The sequence below is a fragment of the Actinoplanes ianthinogenes genome, from assembly GCF_018324205.1.
Classification (GTDB): domain Bacteria; phylum Actinomycetota; class Actinomycetes; order Mycobacteriales; family Micromonosporaceae; genus Actinoplanes; species Actinoplanes ianthinogenes.
Genome location: NZ_AP023356.1, coordinates 3,417,635 through 3,434,913, shown reverse-complemented (window position 1 = coordinate 3,434,913; position 17,279 = coordinate 3,417,635). Strand labels below are relative to the sequence as shown.

The 17,279-nt window shown below is 70.7% G+C and carries 21 protein-coding genes; 15 read left to right on the top strand and 6 right to left on the bottom strand.

What is annotated here, in order from left to right:
• The first annotated feature begins 22 nt into the window (after window positions 1-22).
• Both Aiant_RS15410 and Aiant_RS15405 read left to right on the top strand, forming a co-directional pair.
• Window positions 23-634 carry a Uma2 family endonuclease gene (locus Aiant_RS15410; RefSeq protein WP_189328841.1) on the top strand — a complete coding sequence of 204 codons (612 nt, stop codon included), beginning with the start codon at window positions 23-25 and terminating at the stop codon, window positions 632-634.
• A gap of 26 nt (window positions 635-660) precedes the next feature.
• Entirely contained in the window at window positions 661-1,737 is a 1,077-nt protein-coding gene (locus Aiant_RS15405; RefSeq protein ID WP_189328842.1) for an amidohydrolase family protein, read from the top strand.
• Window positions 1,738-1,749: 12 nt separating this feature from the next.
• Here Aiant_RS15405 and Aiant_RS15400 read toward each other — a convergent pair whose 3' ends face one another.
• Window positions 1,750-3,105: an outer membrane protein assembly factor BamB family protein gene (locus Aiant_RS15400; RefSeq protein ID WP_189328843.1), complete on the bottom strand. Its 1,356-nt coding sequence runs from the start codon at window positions 3,103-3,105 to the stop codon at window positions 1,750-1,752.
• On the bottom strand, window positions 3,095-3,598 hold the full coding sequence (locus tag Aiant_RS15395; protein WP_189328844.1) for a SigE family RNA polymerase sigma factor: 504 nt from the start codon (window positions 3,596-3,598) through the stop codon (window positions 3,095-3,097). Before Aiant_RS15395 ends, Aiant_RS15400 begins: the two co-directional genes overlap by 11 nt.
• 82 nt (window positions 3,599-3,680) lie before the next feature.
• On the opposite strand from Aiant_RS15395, the gene proS reads away from it, so the two are divergent.
• From proS to Aiant_RS15330, 13 genes are all read left to right on the top strand, one after another.
• The gene (gene proS / locus Aiant_RS15390; protein WP_189328845.1) at window positions 3,681-5,087 is read left to right on the top strand and encodes a proline--tRNA ligase; all 1,407 of its coding nucleotides are present in this window, start codon (window positions 3,681-3,683) and stop codon (window positions 5,085-5,087) included.
• A 2-nt stretch (window positions 5,088-5,089) separates the two neighbouring features.
• Window positions 5,090-5,746: a ribonuclease FAU-1 family protein gene (locus Aiant_RS15385; RefSeq protein ID WP_189328846.1), complete on the top strand. Its 657-nt coding sequence runs from the start codon at window positions 5,090-5,092 to the stop codon at window positions 5,744-5,746.
• A gap of 174 nt (window positions 5,747-5,920) precedes the next feature.
• Window positions 5,921-6,448 (top strand): 30S ribosomal protein S16, encoded by a 528-nt coding sequence (rpsP, locus tag Aiant_RS15380; RefSeq protein WP_189328847.1) that lies wholly within the window; start codon window positions 5,921-5,923, stop codon window positions 6,446-6,448.
• On the top strand, window positions 6,426-6,683 hold the full coding sequence (locus tag Aiant_RS15375; RefSeq protein WP_189328848.1) for an RNA-binding protein: 258 nt from the start codon (window positions 6,426-6,428) through the stop codon (window positions 6,681-6,683). The genes rpsP and Aiant_RS15375 overlap by 23 nt, the downstream gene beginning before the upstream one ends.
• A 95-nt stretch (window positions 6,684-6,778) precedes the next feature.
• Window positions 6,779-7,348: a ribosome maturation factor RimM gene (gene rimM / locus Aiant_RS15370; protein ID WP_245006657.1), complete on the top strand. Its 570-nt coding sequence runs from the start codon at window positions 6,779-6,781 to the stop codon at window positions 7,346-7,348.
• Window positions 7,345-8,109, top strand: coding sequence for a tRNA (guanosine(37)-N1)-methyltransferase TrmD (gene trmD / locus Aiant_RS15365; RefSeq protein ID WP_189328850.1), 765 nt, complete (start codon window positions 7,345-7,347; stop codon window positions 8,107-8,109). Before rimM ends, trmD begins: the two co-directional genes overlap by 4 nt.
• Window positions 8,110-8,235: 126 nt before the next feature.
• Window positions 8,236-8,592 (top strand): 50S ribosomal protein L19, encoded by a 357-nt coding sequence (gene rplS, locus Aiant_RS15360; RefSeq protein WP_189328851.1) that lies wholly within the window; start codon window positions 8,236-8,238, stop codon window positions 8,590-8,592.
• A 170-nt stretch (window positions 8,593-8,762) separates the two neighbouring features.
• Window positions 8,763-9,638: a signal peptidase I gene (lepB, locus tag Aiant_RS15355; RefSeq protein WP_229829843.1), complete on the top strand. Its 876-nt coding sequence runs from the start codon at window positions 8,763-8,765 to the stop codon at window positions 9,636-9,638.
• On the top strand, window positions 9,635-10,297 hold the full coding sequence (gene lepB, locus Aiant_RS15350) for a signal peptidase I (protein ID WP_189328853.1): 663 nt from the start codon (window positions 9,635-9,637) through the stop codon (window positions 10,295-10,297). The genes lepB (Aiant_RS15355) and lepB (Aiant_RS15350) overlap by 4 nt, the downstream gene beginning before the upstream one ends.
• Before the next feature lie 44 nt (window positions 10,298-10,341).
• Window positions 10,342-10,836, top strand: a complete 495-nt coding sequence (locus tag Aiant_RS15345) for an NUDIX hydrolase (protein ID WP_229829844.1) — start codon at window positions 10,342-10,344, stop codon at window positions 10,834-10,836.
• Window positions 10,836-11,681, top strand: coding sequence for a ribonuclease HII (locus Aiant_RS15340; protein WP_189328854.1), 846 nt, complete (start codon window positions 10,836-10,838; stop codon window positions 11,679-11,681). The genes Aiant_RS15345 and Aiant_RS15340 overlap by 1 nt, the downstream gene beginning before the upstream one ends.
• On the top strand, window positions 11,678-12,001 hold the full coding sequence (locus Aiant_RS15335; RefSeq protein ID WP_014447123.1) for a DUF2469 domain-containing protein: 324 nt from the start codon (window positions 11,678-11,680) through the stop codon (window positions 11,999-12,001). The genes Aiant_RS15340 and Aiant_RS15335 overlap by 4 nt, the downstream gene beginning before the upstream one ends.
• 71 nt (window positions 12,002-12,072) lie before the next feature.
• A complete protein-coding gene (locus Aiant_RS15330) occupies window positions 12,073-12,543 on the top strand; it encodes a M23 family metallopeptidase (RefSeq protein WP_189328855.1) in 471 nt (156 codons plus the stop codon).
• Here the strand turns inward: Aiant_RS15330 and Aiant_RS15325 are convergent.
• The 4 genes from Aiant_RS15325 to Aiant_RS15310 all read right to left on the bottom strand — a co-directional run bounded on the left by Aiant_RS15325 (window position 12,511) and on the right by Aiant_RS15310 (window position 16,219).
• Window positions 12,511-13,698 carry an aminotransferase class V-fold PLP-dependent enzyme gene (locus tag Aiant_RS15325; protein ID WP_189328856.1) on the bottom strand — a complete coding sequence of 396 codons (1,188 nt, stop codon included), beginning with the start codon at window positions 13,696-13,698 and terminating at the stop codon, window positions 12,511-12,513. The genes Aiant_RS15330 and Aiant_RS15325 overlap by 33 nt on opposite strands.
• Window positions 13,699-13,727: 29 nt before the next feature.
• A complete protein-coding gene (locus Aiant_RS15320) occupies window positions 13,728-15,008 on the bottom strand; it encodes a tyrosine-type recombinase/integrase (RefSeq protein WP_189328857.1) in 1,281 nt (426 codons plus the stop codon).
• Between the two features lie 345 nt (window positions 15,009-15,353).
• On the bottom strand, window positions 15,354-15,758 hold the full coding sequence (locus Aiant_RS15315; RefSeq protein ID WP_189328858.1) for a winged helix-turn-helix domain-containing protein: 405 nt from the start codon (window positions 15,756-15,758) through the stop codon (window positions 15,354-15,356).
• Between the two features lie 215 nt (window positions 15,759-15,973).
• On the bottom strand, window positions 15,974-16,219 hold the full coding sequence (locus tag Aiant_RS15310; protein WP_189328859.1) for a hypothetical protein: 246 nt from the start codon (window positions 16,217-16,219) through the stop codon (window positions 15,974-15,976).
• Window positions 16,220-17,279 lie beyond the last annotated feature (1,060 nt).

Genomic DNA, 17,279 nt, shown 5'->3' with positions numbered 1-17,279 from the left:
CGATCCCATCAAGGAGGAGCCGATGACCGCTGCGCCGCACTTGAGCGAGCTTGCTGTGTTCGATCACCTGCTCGGACGAGACGACCTGACCGTCGACGACATCGCAGACCTTCCTGAGGATCTCCGATACGAGTTGATCGACGGAAGGCTCGCTTTGTCTCCTCATGTCCTGCCCATTCACAAGCAGATCGCACTAGAGATCGGCTACGCGCTCGACAAGCGTTGTCCGGACGGCATCCTGATCAATATGGAGCAGGCCGTCCTGCTTGACGAGTACAACGAACTGCGGCCTGACGTGGTGCTTGTCCGTGTGGAAGCGGCGCTTGGGCCCGTTAAATCAAGCGACGTTCCTCTGGTGGTCGAGATCATCCCGGAGATTTTGAAGAGGTCGATGGATGTCGACACCTTGAAGAAGTATGCGGATGCCGGGATCCCTTCCTGCTGGGTCGTTGATCTGCTGGCTCCGCGGGTGACGTTCACTCAGTTTCTGCTTGGTCCTGAGGGCGGATATCGGCAGGTGATGCAGACGGATCGAGAGGTGACCGTCGATCTTCCGTGGCAGGCCACACTTGACGTACCCGCATGGACGCGGCGGCGTGATCGTATCCGTGCGGTGGCCCGGCCGGACGTCTGAGGCGCTGATCCGGTAGGACTGTTCCCATGGCGTTGCATGTGCGTGGGGTGGTTCTGCCGGACGGTGAGGTTCGGGACCTCTGGCTTGTTGGGGACCGGGTCACTTTTGAACCGGTTGCTGACGCCGAGACGATCAGTGACGGCGGGTGGATCGTGCCGGGGCTGGTCGACGCGCACTGCCACCTCGGGATCGCCTACGGGGCGAAGCCGATCAGCGGGCTCGACCAGGCTCGTGAGCTGTCGCACATCGACCGGGACGCCGGGGTGCTGGCGCTGCGGGACGCCGGTTCGCCGTACCCGTACCCCGAATTGGACGACGAACCCGGAGTGCCCCGCCTCGCCCGCGCCGGGCGGCACGTCGCGGCCCCTCGCCGCTACCTGCGGGACATCGGCGTGGAAGTGGCCGCCGACGAGGTCGCGGCGGCGGTGACCGCGCAGGCCAAGGCCGGGACCGGCTGGGTCAAGCTGGTCGGCGACTGGATCGATCGGGAGGTCGGCGACCTGGCCCCGAGCTGGGACGCGGCGACCATGACGGCGGCGGTCGAGGCCGCCCACGCGGCGGGTGCGCGGGCCGCGGTGCACACGTTCTCCGAGGAGGGCGTGGAGATCATGGTGCGGGCGGGCGTGGACTCGGTGGAGCACGGCACCGGCCTGTCCCTGGACCTGATCGACGAGATGGCCCGGCGCGGGACCGCCCTGGTGCCCACGATGATCAACATCCGGACGTTCGGGAAGATCGCCGACCAGGCCCGGGAGAAGTTCGCCGGGTACGCCGACCACATGATCGCCCTGCGCGACAGGTTCCCCGAGGTGGTGCTGGCCGCGCACGAGGCCGGCGTCCCGATCTACGTGGGCACCGACGCGGGCGGCGGGATCCGGCACGGGCTGGCCGCCGAGGAGATGCTCTACCTGCACGAGGCCGGCATCCCGGCGGTGGACGTGCTGGCCGCCGCGTCCTGGCGGGCCCGGGACTGGCTCGGGTTCCCCGGGCTGGTCGAGGGCGGCCTGGCCGACCTGGTCGTCTACGACGCCGACCCGCGCGCCGACCTGCGCGTGGTGAAGGCGCCCCGCCGGATCGTGCTGCGGGGCGCCGTCATCCGCTGAGCCGCCGGGCGGTCAGCCGGGCAGGCTCCAGATCCGCAGCCCCTCGGCGACCGGGCAGGCCAGCCGGTCCGGGGTGCTGTCACACGGCCCGAGCTGCAACGGGATCTGGCCGAGCGGCTCGACGTGCCCGTCGGCGACCCGGATCCGTTCCACCGTTCCGGCCATCGTGACCCTCAGCAGCGTGTCCGTGGTGAGCCAGGTGACGTAGGTGTCCGGCGTGCGATACACGAACCGCCCGTTCTGGTCGTAGAGCTCAGTGATCCCCTCGCCGCTGGTCAGCACGTGCCCGGCGCGCGCGGAGATCCCGGCCATCGGGCGCGTGGTGAGGATTTCCCAGAGTCGCCGGCGGTCCTTCAGGTCGATCGCGACCACCCTGGTCCCGGTGCGGCTCCGGTCCAGCACGAAGAGTCGATCGAGATACATGTCGACCGCGTTCAGGGCGTGGCCGGGCGACCCGGTGTACACCACGGCCGAGTCGCCGGTCCGGAGATCGGTGGCGCGCACCTGGTAGGTCGTGCCGGTCGTCTCATGGGTGATCAGCCACCCGTTGTAGGCGAGCATCATCCCGTCGTCGGCCGGGGCGGGGACGGTCAGGCTCCGGGCCACCGTGCCGGTGCCGATGTCCACCACCCGGACCTGCCCCTTGCCGGTGACCTGGACCAGCCGGTCGTCGGTGCCGCCGTCCTCGCTCATCTGGTCCACCGAGTGGACGGCGATCGACCACACCGGCCCGCCGCCGAGCCCAGGCAGCGACCACCGCTGCGCGCCGCTGCGCCAGTCGAACGCCGCGAGCCCTCCGGTGTCCTTGGACCAGCGGACCAGGGCGCGGTGGTGCACCAGCAGCTCGTCCGGCTTCGCGACCGGCAGGTCCCAGAGCCGGTGGCCGTCGGCGGGGTCGTAGCCGGTGGCCGCCTGCCCGGTGCGCAGCACCACCGCCTCATCGGCCACTCGGAGGCGGGGGGTCTCGCCGGCCTCGCCCCGGTGCTGCACCGTCCACGCCTCGGCGCCCGTCGCCAGGTCGGCCGCGAGCACGTGCAACCCGCCACCGGGTCCCTGCCACAGGGTGAAGACCCGGCCGTCGTGCGCCATCGACGTCCAGGTGGTGAGCGTGCCGTCGAGCCCGATCGGCCGGCCGATCTCGGACAGCGTCCGGGTCGACGGGGTGACGGCCGGGGCCGTCGAGTGCCCGGACCGGTGCAGCAGCCCGCCGACTCCGGCCAGAACCAGGCACACCGCGACGGCAGCGATCGTGGCCTGGTTCCGGCTGCGCCGCTGCCCCCGCCGGCGCGCCTGCTCGGCGGGCGCGATCGGGATCGCGTCGGCCTGACAGCCGAGCGCCGTGAACAGGTCGTCGAGGTCAGTGGGCATCGGTCGTTTCCTCCGGGAGCAGGGTTGGTTCCAGCGAGCCGAGCGCCGTGGCGAGGCCGGCCCGGCCCCGGGACAGCCAGGACTTGACCGTGCCGACCGACGCGCCGGTCTCCACGGCGATCTCGGCGACCGAGCGGTCCAGCAGGTAGTGCAGGGCGAGCGCGTTGCGGTGCGTCACCGGCAGCGTCCGCAGCGCCCGGACCAGCAGGACGGTGTCCTCCGTGGGCGGGGCGACCGGTGGCCGCGGTCGCTCGGCCGCGGCGTGACTGCGGCGCACGAACAACCTGCGCCACCGGTCGGTGGAGAGCCGGTTCACCACCAGCCGCAGCCAGGCCTCCGGATCCTCGTACCCGGACACGTGCCGCCAGCGCTGCCAGGCCCGGGCGTAGGCCTCCTGCACCAGGTCCTGGGCTTCGCCGGGATCCCCGGTGAGCCCGTAGGCATATCGCATCAGCCGCCGGGACGTGTCCCGGTAGAACCCGTCGAAGTCCATTCATCACCCCGTTCGTCTCGTTGAGGGACACGGGAAGCCCACCCGGCGGGTTGCGGTCCGGTCACGACTAGGATGCGTGGTCATGGCTCGCGTGCTCACTCCCCGTGCGGAGGACTTCCCCCGCTGGTATCAGGACCTCATCGCCAAGGCGCAGCTCGCCGACAACGGCCCGGTGCGCGGCACGATGGTGATCCGGCCGGTCGGCTACGCCATCTGGGAGCGCATGCAGGCCGACATGGACGCCCGGATCAAAGAGCAGGGCGTGCAGAACGCGTACTTCCCGCTCTTCATCCCGGAGAACTACCTGCGCCGCGAGGCCGACCACGTCGAGGGCTTCTCGCCGGAGCTGGCCGTGGTCACCCACGCCGGCGGCAAGGAGCTCGCCGAGCCGCTGGTGGTCCGGCCCACCAGCGAGACCGTGATCGGCGAGTTCATGGCCAAGTGGGTCGACTCGTACCGTGATCTCCCCCTGCTGCTGAACCAGTGGGCCAACGTGGTGCGCTGGGAGCTGCGGCCGCGGACCTTCCTGCGGACCACCGAGTTCCTCTGGCAGGAGGGGCACACCGCGCACGCCACCGAGCAGGACGCGCGGGAGCACGCCCGGGAGATCCACAAGCACGTCTACCAGGCGTTCATGGAGGAGCTGCTGGCCATCCCGGTGGTGCCCGGCCGTAAGACCAAGGGCGAGCGGTTCGCCGGCGCGACCAACACGATGACCGTCGAGGCCATGATGGGCGACGGCAAGGCGCTCCAGATGGGCACCTCGCACGAGCTCGGGCAGAACTTCGCGAAGGCGTTCGACATCACGTACTCGTCGGCCGAGCGCACCGTCGAGCACGCCTGGACCACGTCGTGGGGCACGTCGACCCGCATGGTCGGCGGCCTGATCATGGTGCACGGCGACGACAACGGCCTGCGGCTGCCGCCGCGGCTGGCGCCGATCCAGGTGCAGATCATGGTGGTCAAGGCAGGCGAGGGCGTCGCGGAGGCCGCGGCACAGCTCCGCGAGGACCTCAAGACAGCCGGCGTACGCGTGAAGCTGGACGACCGTGCCGACATCCCGTTCGGCCGGCGCGCGGTCGACGCCGAGTTGCAGGGCATCCCGGTCCGCGTCGAGGTCGGCCCCCGTGACCTGGCCAACGGCAACGCGGTGATCGCCCGCCGGATCGACGGCTCGAAGTCGCCGGTCGCCCTGGCCGAGGTGGCCAACGCCGTGGTCGCCGCGCTCAAGGCGGACCAGCAGCGGCTCTACGACGACGCGCTGGCGTTCCGGGTGGAGCGCACCGTCGACGTGAAGACGCTGGGCGAGGCGATCGAGGCGTCGCAGACCGGCTGGGCCCGGGTGCCGTGGGCCGCCATCGGCGAGGCCGGGGAGAAGGAGGCGAACGGCAAGGCCGTCACGGTCCGCTGCCTCACCCGCGAGGACGGCAGCATGCCGGAGTCGGACGAGGAGCCGGGCCTGATCGCCTACCTGGGTCGTTCGTACTGAGCGTGAGCTTCGAACCGGGACGTCTGGTCCTGCACCGTGACACCCACCGTGGCCGGATCGCCTTCGTGCATCCCGGCCGGGTGGTCTCGGACGACGAGCGCGGGCTGCTCCTCTGGGTGGCCCGCGGCTCCACCATCGCGGTCGAGACGACGCTGGACGGGCGGTTCGCCCGGGACCTGCCGTCGTTCCTCGACTGGGCGACCGTCGCGAAGGCGCCACGGATCGCGACCTGGCGCGGGCCGGGCGTGTTGCGCCTGTTTCCGCCCGGGGCGAACCATTCGGTCTGGTGGTTCCGCGACGATCAGGGCGACTTCACCAACTGGTACGTCAACCTGGAGGAGTCGGCGATCCGCTGGGACGACGGCGAGGTCGCCGGGATCGACGTGATCGACCAGGACCTGGACGTCGTGGCCTACCCCGACCGGACCTGGCGGTGGAAGGACGAGGACGAGTTCGCCGAGCGGCTCGCCGCGCCCGAGCACTACTGGGTGCGTGACGAGGCCGAGGTCTGGGCGGAGGGCCGCCGAGTGATCAAGAAGATCGAGGCGGGGGAGTTCCCGTTCGACGGCACCTGGACCGATTTCCGCCCGGATCCGGCCTGGACGGCGCCGGCCGAGCTGCCGGCCGGCTGGGACCGCCCGGTGGAAGCAAGGACATAGCGGGGCCGGTTGGGCTTCCGGCCCTCCGGTCTGGCAGAATGGCTTGTTGGTATCCGGCATGTCGTGTGGCGCCCTCTAACCCCGCACGCACCGCCAATCCACGAGGCATCGGCCCCGCATCCCCACGCGGGTTCCGGTCGGCTCACCCACGCAGTCACCAGGAGCGAATACACCGTGGCCGTTAAGATCCGGCTCCTGCGGATGGGCAAGATCCGCAACCCGCAGTACCGCATCGTCGTCGCCGACTCGCGCACCAAGCGCGACGGCCGCGCCATCGAGTACATCGGCATCTACCAGCCGAAGGAACACCCCTCGGTGATCGAGGTCAAGTCCGAGCGCGTGCAGTACTGGCTCTCCGTCGGCGCCCAGCCGTCCGAGCCGGTGCAGCGCATCCTCGAGAAGACCGGCGACTGGCAGAAGTTCAAGGGCCTGCCGGCTCCGGCGCCGCTGCTCGTCGCGCCGAGCAAGCAGAGCCGCACCGAGGTCTACGAGGCCGAGGCGAAGGCCGCTGCCGGGCTCGCCGACACCAAGCCGGCCGCCACCCCGAAGAAGGCGAAGTCCGAGTCGAAGCCGGCCGCCGCTCCGGAGGCCGCCGAGGCCAAGCCGGCGGAGACCAAGGCCGCCGACCCGGCCGAGCCGAACCGTGAGGCTGTCGCCGAGACGGCTGAGGACCCGGCCGGTGCCGGCGCCGACGCGAACTGACGGGGCGCTCCGGCCCGCGCTGGAGCACCTCGTCAAGGGCATCGTCGACAACCCGGACGACGTCCGGGTCCGCCTGGTCGACTCGCGCCGCGGCAAGCGGCTCGAGGTCCGTGTGCACCCCGAGGACCTGGGAACGGTCATCGGGCGCAACGGGCGCACGGCCAAGGCGCTGCGTCAGGTGATCGGGTCGATCGGTGGGCGCGGTATCCGCGTCGACATCGTCGACGCGTACTGACTGAGCTTCCCGAAACGGCTTCGCCGTACTGCAAAAAGGGAGTTCTGATGGAGCTTCCCGAAACGGCTTCGCCGTCCCGCAAAAAGGGAGTTCAGGTGCTTCTCGTCGTCGGCCAGATCGGTAAACCGCACGGCATCCGGGGCGAGGTCTCGGTGGTCGTGCGGACCGACGAGCCGGAGGAACGCTTCACCGTCGGGTCGGTGTTCACCACGGAGGTCCCCCGGGACCGCCGGGTGAGCACCGGCCCGGCGGGCGCGTCCGCTCCGGGCGTCCGGTTCGAAGTTCCCAAGCAGCTCAAGCTCGAGTCGATCCGCTGGCATCAGGGCCGCGGCATCGCCGTGTTCGAGGGCATCCACGACCGCAACGTCGCCGAGGCGATGCGCGGCGTGTTCCTCCAGGTGGACAGCGCCGATCTGGCGCCCCCGGAGGACCCGGACGAGTTCCACGACCACCAGCTGATCGGGCTGCGCGTGGAGTCGCTCGACGGGTCCGCGCTCGGCACCGTGCAGCGCATCGAGCACGCCCCGGCCTCCGACCTGATCGTGCTGGCCAAGTCCGGTGGCGGGACCGCGCTGATCCCCTTCGTCACCGCGATCGTGCCGACCGTCGACATCGCCGGCGGCCGGGTGATCGTGGACCTCCCGGAAGGCCTCCTCGATCTGTGAAGGTCGACATCATCTCGATCTTCCCGGATTACTTCGCCCCGCTCGACCTCTCGCTGATCGGCAAGGCGCGGACCACCGGGACGCTCGATCTGTCCGTGCACGATCTGCGCACCTGGACCTATGACGTGCACCGGACGGTGGACGACAGCCCGTACGGCGGCGGCCCCGGCATGGTGATGCGCCCCGAGCCGTGGGGCGAGGCGCTCGACGCGGTCGTCACACCCGGGTCGACGCTGGTCATCCCGTCCCCGGTGGGCAAGCCGTTCACCCAGGCCGACGCGTACGAGCTGGCCGCCCTGCCGCACCTGGTCTTCGCCTGCGGGCGATATGAGGGCATCGACCAGCGGGTGATCGACGACGCCGCGGCGCGGATGCCGGTGCGCGAGGTCTCGCTCGGCGACTACGTGCTGTTCGGCGGCGAGGTCGCGGTCATCGTGATCATGGAGGCGATCACCCGCCTGCTGCCCGGGGTGCTCGGCAACGCCGACTCGCTGACCGAGGAGTCGCACGCGGCCGGCCTGCTGGAGGCCCCGGTGTACACCAAGCCGGCGTCCTGGCGGGACCGGGACGTTCCGGAGGTGCTGCGCTCGGGCGACCACGGGCGGATCGCTCGCTGGCGGCGTACCGAAAGTTTGTTGCGGACCGCGGCCCGGCGGCCGGACCTGTTCGCGGCCTACCCGCCGGAGAACCTCGACAAGAAGGACCGCAAGGCCCTCGACGAGGCCGGATTGGAGCTCCCGCCACCCGGTGTGGCAAAGTAGGGAGGTTGCCGTTTTCGCCCCGCGCCGTGGGGCGGAAGCGAGGACTCTCTGGAGTGATGGGGAGTCAGCAGTACCCGTCTGCGTCACCGAACTCACGGTGCGCACTAGTTATACGAGGATGCAGCGATGAACACGCTGGACGAGCTCGACGCCCAGTCGCGGCGCACCGACATCCCGGACTTCCGGGCCGGTGACACGCTCAAGGTGTACGCCCGGGTCGTCGAAGGTAACCGTTCCCGTGTCCAGGTCTTCCAGGGCGTCGTGATCGGTCGTCAGGGCTCCGGCCTGCGCGAGACCTTCAAGGTCCGGAAGATCAGCTTCGGCGTCGGTGTCGAGCGGACCTACCCGTTCAACAGCCCGGTGATCGACAAGATCGAGGTCGTCACCCGTGGTGACGTCCGCCGCGCCAAGCTCTACTACCTGCGTGAGCTCCGTGGCAAGAAGGCCAAGATCAAGGAGCTGCGGGAGAAGCAGTCCGTCTGAGCCTCTCAGATCCGGCACAGCCGCGAGGGCCTAGGCTGACGGCTGTGCCGGATGATGAACCATTTCAGTCCTACCGCTCGTAACTTTCCCTAGCCGGGAAACTCGGGCGGTAGTGCTGTATCCGGGGGCGGTTCGGCCGGAAGCGTCAGGAGATGCGAAGCGTGGATCCGATGGAAGGCTATCGTCCGACGGCCCGGCGGCGGTCGGTGCTGCGGCGCAAGGAGATGCCCCTCTGGCAGGAGCTCCCGCTGCTGCTCGTGGTCGCGTTCTGCCTGGCCGTGCTCATCCGCACCTTCCTGGTCCAGGCGTTCTACATCCCCTCCGGGTCGATGCAGAAGACGCTGGAACTCAAGGATCGGGTGCTGGTCAACAAGGTCGTCTACGACATGCGCGACCCGCTGCGCGGGGAGATCGTGGTGTTCCGCGGCACCGACAACTGGGCGCCGGAGACGACCGAGCCGGCCAGCAACACGTTCGGGGCGAAACTCGGCCGGACCATCGGTGACCTGGTCGGGGTCAGCCGCCCCGGGGAGCGCGATTTCATCAAACGGGTGATCGGCCTTCCGGGTGACAAGGTCGCCTGCTGTGACGACCAGGGCCGGATCACGGTGAACGGGGTGGCCATCGATGAGGCGTACATCGCCGACGGCTTCAACTCCGACCTGAGCCAGCCGCCGATCGCCGGTCAGTGCACCAGCCGGAAATTCGCCGAGATCACCGTGCCGGCCGGGCAGATGTTCGTGATGGGTGACCACCGCAAGGTCTCCCAGGACGCGCGATGCCAGGGTCCGGTGCCGATCCAGAACGTGATCGGTCGCGCGTTCGTGATCGTCTGGCCGAGCGATCGATTCAAGAGTCTCGATGTCCCGCCGGTCTGGAAACAGTTCGCCGAGGACCATCCGACCGCGGCCGCCGGGCCTCCCGTGCCCCAGCCGCGACAGGATCCCGAGGTGGCCGGCAGCATCGTCCCGCTGCTGCTGAGTGCGGCGTTATCCGCGCGTTCCGGCATGTCGTTCGTGACTCGACGACGTAGGCTCCGAGCGTGATTGACGAGCAGACCGAAAAACGTCGCGGGTCCTTCTGGCGCGAGCTCCCCATCCTGCTGGGCGTGGCGATTCTGGTCGCCGTCCTGGTGCGCGCCTTCGTGCTCCAGACGTTCTACATCCCGTCGCCGTCGATGGAGCACACCCTCAACGTGTGGGACCGGGTGCTGGTCAACAAGCTCGTCTATGACTTCCGGGATCCGAAACGCGGCGAGATCATCGTCTTCAAGGCGCCCGGCGAGTGGCAGTCCGGCGCCGAGGGTGAGGACTTCATCAAGCGGGTCATCGGCACCCCGGGCGATCACGTGATCTGCTGCGACGCGCAGAACCGGCTCGTCATCAACGGGCACTCGCTGGACGAGCCGTACATCTACACCGACGCCGACGGCACCCGCAACCAGGTGGCCGACGAGAAATTCGACATCACCGTCCCGGCCGGGCGGCTGTGGGTGATGGGGGACCACCGCGAGGCCTCCGGGGACTCGCTGGAGCACTACGAGCAGAGCACCGCCGCCGACGAGGCCGGCAAGATGGCGGACTCGACGATCACCATCGATTCGGTGGTCGGCCGGGCGTTCACGATCTTCTGGCCGGCCGGTCGCGCCACCTGGCTGACCGTGCCGGACACGTACAAAGACATCCCGGACGCCGCCGGTCAGTGAGAGGGCGGTTCGGAAGATCGACCTCGGGCGCTTAGGCTTGACCCGTGACCGACTCGAACCAGCACGTGATCACCCGCCGCGCCGGCCGGGTTCTCCTGGTCGACCTGGCGGGCCGCGCACTGCTGCTGCACGGCGGTGACCCGGCCCGGCCGGGCATGCGCTGGTGGTTCACGCCGGGCGGCGGGCTGGAGCCGGGGGAGAGCACGGCCGAGGCGGCCGCGCGGGAGCTGTTCGAGGAGACCGGGCTGCGGGCCGACCCGGCCGAGCTGGCCGGTCCGATCCGGCACGAGCGGGCCGAGTTCTCCTACAACGGCCGGGACTACGTGCAGGCTCAGGACTTCTTCGTGCTGCGGGTCGCCGACTGGCAGGTCGACACCGCCGGGATGGACGCCGAGGAGCGGCTCACCATCACCGAGCATCGCTGGTGGTCGGCGGCCGAGATCGAGGCGAGCGACGAGCTGATCTACCCGGCGGATCTGGCGGCGCTGCTGCGCTCGCAGGTCGAGGCGGCTCAGGGCGTACCGGAAATGGGTCTTTGATGTTGGCGCCGCCTCGCACCGTGGTGCGCCGGGAGGCCGGGCTCTACGCCCTGGAGCAGGCGCTCCAGCGGCGCGGCTTCGCCCACGTGGCCGGCGCCGACGAGGCGGGCCGGGGCGCCTGCGCCGGTCCGCTGGTGGCCGCCGCGGCGATCCTGCCGGCCGGCAAGCGCGGCGAGGTGCCCGGCCTGGCCGACTCCAAGCTGCTCACCGCCGCGGCCCGGGAGCGGGTGTATGAGCAGGTGATCGCCCGCGCGCTGGCCTGGTCCGTCATGATCATCCCGCCGACTGAGGTGGACGCCCGCGGCCTGCACGTGTGCAACCTGGCGGCGATGCGGCGCGCGCTCGCCTCGCTCACCGTCCGCCCGGAGTATGTGTTGACCGACGGTTTCCCGGTGGACGGGCTGGGCGTGCCCGGGCTGGCGGTGTGGAAGGGTGACCGGGTGGCGGCCTGTGTCGCGGCGGCCAGCGTGCTGGCCAAGGTCACCCGGGACCGGCTCATGGTGGAACTCGACGAGAAGTTCCCGGATTACGGTTTTGCCGTGCACAAAGGTTATATAACGGACGAACACAGCGCTGCGCTCTCGAAGCACGGGCCCTGCGCCGAGCACCGGTTCTCGTATGTGAACGTTGCCGCCGTCTCCGGCCGGGGCAACGTGCCGCCGCGAGCACGCCGGCCGGCGTCCCGCCCGGCGGACCCGGTGCCGTCGTTGTTCGACGTATCCGTTACCGAGCCGCTGCTGCTTCCAGGGGCGGCTGAGGGTACCGTCGGCGTGGCGTCGGGCGAGCAGCCTCAGCCGTCGCCGTCGGTGGGGGAAGATGAGGCCATGGAGGGCGAAACACGATGAGCGCAGAGGATCTCGAGAAGTACGAGACCGAGATGGAGCTCCAGCTCTACCGGGAGTATCGCGACATCGTCCGCCAGTTCTCCTACGTGGTGGAGACGGAGCGCCGGTTCTACCTGGCCAACCAGGTGGACCTGCACGTGCGCAACTCCGACGGCGAGGTGTATTTCGAGGTCGAGATGCACGACGCGTGGGTCTGGGACATGTACCGTCCGGCGCGGTTCGTCAAGAACGTCCGGGTGATGACGTTCAAGGACGTGAACGTCGAGGAGCTCGAGAAACCGGACATCTCGCTGCCGGACGACGCCGGCTTCGGCGGCTGAGCTTTTCCACAGCGGGCGGTCGTCCACAGGGCGGGTCGCCGGCCGGCTGACGTCCGGCCAGACTCGCCCGCATGTTCCTGTTCCTCGCCTTCGTCCTGGCCGCGCTCCCGGTCCCGGGTCCCTACGGCTGGCCGGTCACGCCGCCTCGGGTGACCCGGCGCTTCGAGCTGCCACCACAGCCCTGGCTGGCCGGGCATCGCGGCGTCGACCTGGCGGCGCCGCCCGGGACGACGGTCCGCTCGGCCGGGCCGGGCATCGTCGTCTATGCCCAGGTGCTCGCCGGGCGCGGGGTGGTCAGCGTCGCGCACGCGGGCGGGCTGCGCAGCACCTATGAGCCGGTGACCGCGGCCGTCACGGTCGGCGACCGTGTGGCAGCCGGCGATCCGCTGGGCACGCTCGACACCGGGCACCCGGGCTGTCCGGTCGCCGCCTGCCTGCACTGGGGTGTCCGGCAGGCCGGGGGTTATCTCGACCCGCTCACCCTGCTGGGTCTGGGCCGGGTCCGGTTGTTACCACTGCCAGGTGCTCAGCAGGGTGGGTAGGCGCTCGGCGAGCAGGTCATACTCCTCCGGCCGGTTGTAGATCTGCGCGCTCAGCCGCATCAGGCCCCGGCCGCCCCAGGCGTTCACCGCGACCTCCACGCCCAGCTTGTCGGCGATGTGCTGGCGCAGCGCGTGCGCCTCCGGGTAGGTCGTGGCCAGCCCGGCCGGCAGCGGCACGATCCGCATCGAGACCCCGGGTCCGCCCGGGTCCGGGAGGTCCGCCGGCGACAGGCCGAGAGCGCGACCGACAACCCGCTGACCGTACGCCGCGAGCGCCGCGTTGTGCTCCCGGATCGCGTCCAGCCCGAGCGTGTGCATGGCGTAGAGACCGGCCGGCGCCGCCAGCCACGGGGTGTAGTCGAGCGTCCCCTGCGACTCCACCGATGTGGGGAAGCCCTGATCGTGCTCCCAGGAGACGACCAGCGGGTCGATCCGCCGGCGCCACTCCGGGGCCACCGTCAGCAGCGAGGTGCCGCGCGGCGCCCACGCCCACTTGTGCAGGTTGCCCACCCAGAAGTCCGCGCCGATCGCGGTGACGTCCACCGGCAGCATGCCCGGCACGTGCGCCGCGTCGACGAACACCGGGATGCCCAGCGCGCGGGCCGAGGCCACGATCTCCTGGACCGGCAGCAGGGTGACGGTGGCCGAGGTCACCTGGTCGACGATGAGCAGACGGGTGCGGCCGGGGCGGAGCGCGGACCGCACCCGCGAGATGATCTCCGGCCCGTCGGCACCGAGCGGCACCGCGATCGTCCGGGCGGTCGCGCCGGTGCGCCGGCACTCCCGCCGCACCGCCATCGCGACCGCGCCGTAGGCGTGGTCGGTGAGCAGCACCTCGTCCGACCGCCCCAGACCCGCCGACTGAAGCACCAGGCTGACCGCGGCGGTGGTGTTCGTGACCAGCGCGCTGCCGTCCGGGTCGGCGCCCAGGAAGCCGGCCAGATGCCGTCGGGTGTGGACCACCCGGTCGAGCAGCCCGTCGCCGAAGAACCGCATCGGGTTCAGCTCCATCTCGTCGCGCAGGCGCTGCTGGGCGCGCTGCACGCTGAACGGGATCGCGCCGAAGGAGCCGTGGTTGAGATAGGACACCGCGGGGTCGATCGAGAACAGGAGCCGGGCGCCGGGAATGGGGCGGGGCGGATCTTCGGCGCTCATGTTCAGGATCGTACGTGGTGGGCACGGTTTCAGGCTCGTGGATGGGCCTGGTTGAAGGCGGCTCGCAGGCGCTCGGTGGAGACATGGGTGTAGATCTGGGTGCTGGACAGGGAACTGTGGCCGAGCAGTTCCTGGACGGCGCGGAGGTCGGCGCCGCCGTCGAGCAGGTGGGTGGCTGCCGAGTGGCGGAGGTCGTGCGGTTTGGTGTGGGGGAGGCCGGCGGTGCGGGCGGCGCGGGCGACTATGCGCCGGACGACGGTGGGTTGGAGGCGGCCACCCTTGAGGCCCAGGAACAGCGGGTCGCCGGTCTGCCTGCCTCTTCCTCGCTCGACGGCTGGCGTCGTGGCGGCCTTTGTCGCGAAGGCGGGGCGGCCGTGGCGTAGCCAGGCGGCGAGGGCGTCGCGGGCCGGGTGACCGTAGGGGACGGCGCGCTCCTTGCCGCCCTTGCCGAAGACCCGGACCACCTGCCGCCCGTGGTCGACGTCGGCCTGATCGAGATCGCAGAGCTCACTGACCCGGATTCCGGTCGCATACAGCAGCTCCAGAACCGCCCGATCCCGCATCGCGACGAAAACCTCGTCCCCACTCGCCCCGCCGTCCGAACCGTCCCCGCCGTTCCGATGGTCCTGCTCGGTCCCGGTTTCTCGGCGCTCGTCACCGTCCCCGGCTTCCGGGCGGCCTGCACCTTCCCCGACCCCTCGGCGGTCCTCGCCGTTCTCGGCGTCCCGGGAGTCCTGGCCGTCTCCGCCGTTCCGGCGGTCTGCACCCTTCCCGGCGTCCCGGCGGTCCTGGCCGTCCCCGGCGGTGCGTGGCGGTGTCGGATCATCGCCCGATGCCGTGCTCGCCGCGCCGGGTTGTGCCGGACGGTTGCCCGGGGCGGTGACGAGGGCCGCGGCCTGATCGGCGCGGAGCACGTGGGGCAGGTCCCGGTGGGCGCGCGGGCTGGCCAACCCGGCGCCCGGATCGCCGGTGGAGAGGCCGATGCGATGCGCCCACCCGGTGAAGGTCCGGGCCGCTGCGGCGCGGCGTGCCTGCGAGGTACGTGCGGCACCCTCGCTCAACCGCGCGGCGAGCCACCCGCGAAGCACCGCGACGTCCAGCTCGCCGACCGTGGAACACCCTTGATCGGCGGCGTGTGTGAGCAGCGAGACAACGTCGCCGAGATAGGCCCGCACGGTGTGCGCCGACCGCCCCTCGACAACCGCCAGGTGATGCCCGAACCGGTCCACGGCCTCGCGCAACTCCCACGGCAATGCCTCGTGCAGCCCGCGCACGCTCTGCCGAGCCGGCCGTCGTCGATAGGCGTCCATGCCGCCATTCTTGTCACACCCCACCCATAGATTCCCACCATGGCGCGCCGCCGAGATCCCTCAGCCACCACCCGCGACCCGCACGTCATCGGCGCGGGGCGGTGCGGAATGCGTGGTCTTCAAGCCCACGGTCGGCGCGGAGTGCGCGCGCACATATCTGGGGGCGTGCGGCCCGCGGAAATGCGTTCAATGTCCTGCTGCGCTCCGCAGGCCGGAGGGTGGCGTCGGGTTGGGGCGCACAGGAATGGGGACGGTGTCCTGCCTGCGGCCCGGAGGAACGATGCGGTCAGCGGCTGGAGCCCCGCGGGTTTCGCGGGTGAGGGTGTGACCTGCGTGATCTCGGGATCAGGGGCGGGAAAGGTGCACGCGGTCTGCGGGGTGGACCGTCTCGGTGCCGTCCGGGGCGGTGACGACCAGGACCGGGACGCCCTCGCCGAGGCGGTGTTTGCGGCGCTCGGCGTCGGTTGGCATGCGGGCGCCGACGCGCTCGCCCCGGGCGAGCGGGATGACCTGGACCGGCTCCGGCACCCGGACGAAGGTCCCGCGGGGCCGGTCCACCGTGACCAGCCCCTCGGTCCGCAGCTGGCCGATCGCCTGGCGCACCGTGGTCCGGCTGATCCCGTAATCCTGAGCCAGCCGCAGCTCACTGGGCAGCGGCTCCCCGGGACCGAGCGCGCCCGACTTGATCTGATCGCGCAGCAGATCAGCGAGCTGCCGAAAGACCGCGCGGTCCGCCGAGTGATCGATCATGGCGATTATTTTACGTGACCACGATGTTCCGTCACGTTGTACCTACAGACCGATGTAACTATGATGGCAGTGTCGCCCCGGAGAGGCCCGGCCGATCCGGGCGGCGGGCGGGCGGCGGTTTTGCCAGGCTGGTCGAGAGACTGCTGGGCGCGACCGTCGTCCGTTCCCTGCGCTCGGCCTCCGCGCGCCGCGTGGTGCCGGGTGCGACGCCGTCGTCACGACAAGGCCCAGGCGAGAAAGCGTTCGTGCAGGTTCAGCGGCGTCACCTCGCCGGTGACGGCCATGTCCTCGAGCGCGTCGTACATCTGCGTGGACAGATAGATCCGCAGCAGCGACGGAAAAGCGCGGTATTCATGCAGCAACCCCGCCCGGGCGGTGGCGCAGGGCCACGGCAGGCCGCAGACCCGGCAGTCCCAGTCCGGCCGGCGGTACAGGTGCTCGACGTCTTGCGCGGTGGTCAATGTTCTTCCCCCGGATCCGTCCGGAGCCGTCACGTGACGGCTCCCTGTGGGTGCCACTCGCACGCCAGCGGCTCCATGACGGGGCCGGATCGTCGCCGTGAGTGCGGATCGCTCGCCCTGATCGCACCGCGCCGGTCGGAGCGCCGGTCACGCAGCCTGCTGGCGTGCGGAGTGGTCGTGCGGTCAGGCGGACGCTTGGTTGTGGCCGCGTCCTCGGCCCCTTCGCGGCGCTGGTGCCCAGCACGCCACGGTCTTCGGTTGTGCCGACCGTCCAGCCTCGGTCGCGCCGGTCTGCCGTATGCATCGCTGGTTGCGTTGCTCGGCTCGATATCCGGCGATGGGTGTGCGACTGGATGTGATGGTTGCCCGCTGTCGGCGGCAACAGCGCCGACGACGATGCGGAATGGATGCGGTGCCTGCCATGTCAGGCGGCGGTCGTGCCGTCGCGTCTGGTCAGGCGGCGGTCGTGCCGTCGCGTCTGGTCAGGCGGCGGTCGTGCCGTCGCGTCTGGTCAGGCGGCGGTCGTGCCGTCGCGTCCGGTCAGGCGGCGGTCGTGCCGACGTGTGTGTGCGGCCGGCTTGGGTGCTTGTCCGTGTTCAGCGGTGATCGCGTTGACGACGGACGCGGTGCTCGCCCTGTTCAGCGCGACCGTGCCGACGGTGGGCGCTCGACCGGATGCGCTGCCCGCCGCCCTCAGCGATGATCGCGCCGCCGATGCGCGTGATATAGGAACGGGTCGTTGCCGAGCGTGCGATGCCGTTGCCCCGGTGTCAGGTTCCCGGCCCGGCCCACATTCGCCTCCGGATGCCGCTGCCGTGAGCCAGGTGCGGCGACCCACCCGGTCGGCCCCGGCTGCCCGGCGAGCGGCGCCCCCTGAGCGCCGGAGTCAACCGGTCCCCGCTGCCGCGGAATTCCGGCGCCGGGCGTCGCCATGCGCGGCTTCTGGTCATGCCGCGCGGCCGACGTCCGCCCGGGCGGCGTGGAGTCCCGTGCCGGATACGGCATACGGGTCGGCGGCACCCGCCGATCGACGCACGGAGCCGGCAATCCGCACCGGCAC

Excerpts from the sequence above, each read along its gene's own strand:
- Aiant_RS15335 (WP_014447123.1), top strand. The coding sequence starts at position 11,678 with ATGAGCGCAGAGGATCTCGAGAAGTACGAGACCGAGATGGAGCTCCAG.
- Aiant_RS15395 (WP_189328844.1), bottom strand. The coding sequence starts at position 3,598 with ATGGACTTCGACGGGTTCTACCGGGACACGTCCCGGCGGCTGATGCGA.
- Aiant_RS15340 (WP_189328854.1), top strand. The coding sequence starts at position 10,836 with ATGTTGGCGCCGCCTCGCACCGTGGTGCGCCGGGAGGCCGGGCTCTAC.
- rplS (WP_189328851.1), top strand. The coding sequence starts at position 8,236 with ATGAACACGCTGGACGAGCTCGACGCCCAGTCGCGGCGCACCGACATC.
- proS (WP_189328845.1), top strand. The coding sequence starts at position 3,681 with ATGGCTCGCGTGCTCACTCCCCGTGCGGAGGACTTCCCCCGCTGGTAT.
- Aiant_RS15410 (WP_189328841.1), top strand. The coding sequence starts at position 23 with ATGACCGCTGCGCCGCACTTGAGCGAGCTTGCTGTGTTCGATCACCTG.
- Aiant_RS15325 (WP_189328856.1), bottom strand. The coding sequence starts at position 13,698 with ATGAGCGCCGAAGATCCGCCCCGCCCCATTCCCGGCGCCCGGCTCCTG.
- Aiant_RS15315 (WP_189328858.1), bottom strand. The coding sequence starts at position 15,758 with ATGATCGATCACTCGGCGGACCGCGCGGTCTTTCGGCAGCTCGCTGAT.
- Aiant_RS15405 (WP_189328842.1), top strand. The coding sequence starts at position 661 with ATGGCGTTGCATGTGCGTGGGGTGGTTCTGCCGGACGGTGAGGTTCGG.
- Aiant_RS15320 (WP_189328857.1), bottom strand. The coding sequence starts at position 15,008 with ATGGACGCCTATCGACGACGGCCGGCTCGGCAGAGCGTGCGCGGGCTG.
- lepB (WP_229829843.1), top strand. The coding sequence starts at position 8,763 with ATGGAAGGCTATCGTCCGACGGCCCGGCGGCGGTCGGTGCTGCGGCGC.
- Aiant_RS15400 (WP_189328843.1), bottom strand. The coding sequence starts at position 3,105 with ATGCCCACTGACCTCGACGACCTGTTCACGGCGCTCGGCTGTCAGGCC.
- Aiant_RS15330 (WP_189328855.1), top strand. The coding sequence starts at position 12,073 with ATGTTCCTGTTCCTCGCCTTCGTCCTGGCCGCGCTCCCGGTCCCGGGT.